Origin of the sequence: Mesorhizobium sp. M1E.F.Ca.ET.041.01.1.1 (assembly GCF_003997355.1) — a bacterium.
In the GTDB taxonomy this organism is placed as follows: domain Bacteria; phylum Pseudomonadota; class Alphaproteobacteria; order Rhizobiales; family Rhizobiaceae; genus Mesorhizobium.
This window is the reverse complement of record NZ_RZSL01000630.1, coordinates 1-3271: the sequence shown is the minus strand read 5'-3', so window position 1 is coordinate 3271 and position 3271 is coordinate 1. Positions and strand designations below refer to the sequence as shown.

The following is a 3271-nucleotide window of genomic DNA, read 5'->3' as shown; positions in this document are numbered from 1 at the left end:
TCAGCAGGCCGACTTTGCCAAGGGCCGTGTCAAAAACTGGCCAATGGTCGCCCGGCCGGTAGATATATTTCTCTTCGTGGGTGAGGTGGACCTTGCGATACGCCCCGATATATCCCTGCGGCCCCGCGAGCACTAGGGTATTGTAGAGGATGCCTGGCTGCTTGCCAGCCTCAGTGAGGCCAAAGACAACGTGGATGTTGTGCTCCATGGCAGCGGTTATTAGGCGTTGTACTGTTGGGCCATCCGGGACTGACTCGGCTGTGCGCCGAGCTTTTGTGGTAGCGTCCTCAATCTCTTCTAAGCGCAGAATCGCCGGGTAGCCTTGCAAGCTCGTCTCGGGAAAGACGACAAGAGAAGCACCCGCATCAGCAGCCTCCTTGATATAGGATAGGTGTAGGTCTAGGTTTTTGTCCACGTCGTATGTGCCCGGAAACGCACAGGTGGCGATTACGGTTTGGGGCATGTAGATCATCCTTGATGAGGGAAATTAACTGGGTCACTGGCAAGCTGTCTATGGATCGCATGAAAAATAAGTCGGCGAAATCCGGAAATATTTATTGGCGACGATGATTGATTATGCGACCGGTAGCGCAGGTCGCCCCAATTGCTGTCTCGATAAACGCGGCGATATGCTGGTTCGTTAGTGCGGCAGGTGCGCAGTTGATTGGTTCGACCGTGCTAACGGGATGCGCACGCAGCCGCCGGGCTTTTTCCCGGCCGCCATGCGTTTCTTCACAAAAGCGTTGGCGCGCGGGCCATCCGTTAGCGCTTAATGCCTTCGCTGGTCTCAATCCCGGCGATGCCCGCGTATTGAGGCACCTGAGTCGTTTCCACGCGCAATCGGCGTTATAGCAGCGGCCACTGCGGCGGCTCCGCCAGACGTGCCGCCGACCGTACAGCTTAAATCCCGAGGATCGCGTGTGACGTCGTGACGGACGCTTTCGGTCTCCCTTCCATCTATCTTGGCATTGCCGTCCTGCCGATGGTGCGCAGGCTGGCATCGCGGGCAACTTGAGAGAAGGCGCTTTCGATGTCGGAGCGATGAGCGATGACCTTCGAACGGGAGACTTCCTTGTTCCTGCAGCCGGCCAGCTTCCGTATGGCCGAGGTCCTTTCGGAGGAAGGGGACGCCCTGAAAAAAGCCATTGTTGGAACCAGCGACAGTCTCAGAATCCTCGTAGAACTCGATAACAGCATTTATGCGAGGGTTGAACTCGTCGTGAGCAGCGCACGCCGCGCTTATAAGTTTCTCGGAACTTATTTCGCCAGTTATCATCTTTGGCTATGTCGGTGGGTTGTGCCCGGCGGTTGTTGCGGCGGACAAGGAAAGCGTCTCTTGCTGTATGGTCTTAGGGACCAATATATTCACGATGAGCGCGAATCTAAGCTTTACGTCAATTTCAAGATTTCAATAGTAACTTCGCTTAGCGGTCGGATTGAGCGCGCTTTTGATCGTGAAAGCCCAACTTCGCAGGGGGCGGAACGGAATGGCTCGACACGCAACTGGCCACCTTTGCAATAATATTATGTATACTGTACTTGCAAATTACTTCGTGCCTTTATGGCAAAAGCTTGATTACTGCCGAAATTAGTTCGCGAACAGGAAGGTCCCGTTCGGCCGCTTGCGGTCCGTTCATGGCCGCGATCTCACCGACATATCGGGTCAGGAGGTCGCGTCGTTCCCGCGCGCAACGCACGACGGAACGTTCAGGGTATGGCTGTAAAGGGCCCCGATGACGTTCGCCACTAAGGAAAGGCCGCCAGATTGTGGCATCATATCGTAAATATTCACGAAGCTTCATCGGTTATCTTCAAGCCGTGCCATGTTCCACGTTAGGTCCTCGAGTAGTGCAGAGTCAGGGGGATAAGGTCATTTCCGGTGTCCACAACAATTTCATCTTCACTTAAGGAGCCGAAAACTCTTCCGATAATCGCGATCCTGTCATTGTAAGGAGCCACGGAAGTCACGTGGCCGACACACATGCCGCCCGACCATATGGGAGCGTAAACCTGCGGGGTCTCGGCTGAAGCATCAACCGTGCTAAAGGAGATTACCCTCTCCAGCGCACCACGTTCGGTTCCGAGAATGTCGGCCGCACGATAGGGATTGACATCCCTACCCCAGCGGGCGACACCATGAGCCACCCGGCGCCGTTCCATGGCCGTGCTTCCCACAGGCCCAAATTCGGCTACCGCAGCTCCAGCTCGCGCCAAGATCGATTTATACAAGCCAACTGCATACTCGGTTGGCGTCAGCATGGAAAAATCTGCTGCATGCTCCACCACGGTCACAGGGACATAACCGACGAACCCTTGAGCGGACGTAGTCAGGGCGATATGTAGCGCCTTCACGGCTTCGGCGGCAGCCTGGCCGGCGACGACGAACAACGCCCATGCGGACGTTTCTTCAGCAACCCTCAAATCAGGAGCCTTGGATTTGAGGAAGCCGAGCAGGTGGGCGGTCGCCTCCGGCTCGACGACAATGAGGTTATCGTCGATGCCAAGCGGAATTATTGTAGCTATACCTTCGATACCGCCCCGTTCGTTGGCGAACACCGCGCGCCCGGCAGCAATTGCCTCGCTTGTCTGCTGTGAAGCCAACAAACCAAGCGTTTTCCCAGCGCCGTATCCAACCACCCTGATCTTGCCATAGTAGCTCTGATCGCTGAGGCCCGCGGCACAGTCTAGCTTTTGGCACTCAGATCGCACCGGCTCGGGGCCACTTGACCCAAAATATGCAGCAACTTCCCAGCCACAGATCGGCTCAAAGCTGGCCTCTTGCGCATCCAACAACTGGTGCACAGGGGACAAGCGGACGTTCCGGGCCGGATAGGCGACGACAGGATTGGTAAAGTAGTAGCCACTACTGGTCAGATCCGGCCCGCTGAGGCGAACCCACTCTTCCGAACCTTCGAACGCCTGGAACCTGTTGACGTCCACCGAGGATAGATCCTCAGTGGGTGACCCATTAATTATGAGCTCAGCAAGCTGACGCCCTGCCCCCAGGCTCGCACCGATTCCGCCGGAGTTCATACCGGCAAGCGTGTAAAAGCCCGGGACCGCCCGAGATTCGCCAAGGAGATAGCGGTGGTCTGGGGTAAAAGATTCCGGGCCATTGATAAAGTTCTTGATCTCTGCGGTGCCGAAGATCGGCAGCTTCTCGATTATCTTTTCGACATAGGGGTTAAGCTGATCCCAGGCATCGGGGAAAAGTCCAAAGGAAAAATCAGGCGCCAACCCTGCTACATCGATTTGCCGTGCATTTTCGTCG

At 56.0% G+C, this 3271-nt stretch carries 3 protein-coding genes; 1 reads left to right on the top strand and 2 read right to left on the bottom strand.

Features of this window, described 5'->3' with window-relative positions; genetic code table 11:
• On the bottom strand, positions 1–463 hold a 463-nt coding region (locus EOA38_RS31620), incomplete at its 3' end, for a carbon-nitrogen hydrolase family protein (protein ID WP_189435048.1).
• A gap of 585 nt (positions 464–1048) precedes the next feature.
• Here EOA38_RS31620 and EOA38_RS40635 point away from each other — a divergent pair.
• Entirely contained in the window at positions 1049–1522 is a 474-nt protein-coding gene (locus EOA38_RS40635) for a hypothetical protein (protein ID WP_245480965.1), read from the top strand.
• 311 nt (positions 1523–1833) lie between these two features.
• Here the strand turns inward: EOA38_RS40635 and EOA38_RS31605 are convergent.
• A partial coding sequence (locus EOA38_RS31605) for an FAD-dependent oxidoreductase (protein ID WP_189435046.1) occupies positions 1834–3271 on the bottom strand: 1438 nt, incomplete at its 5' end.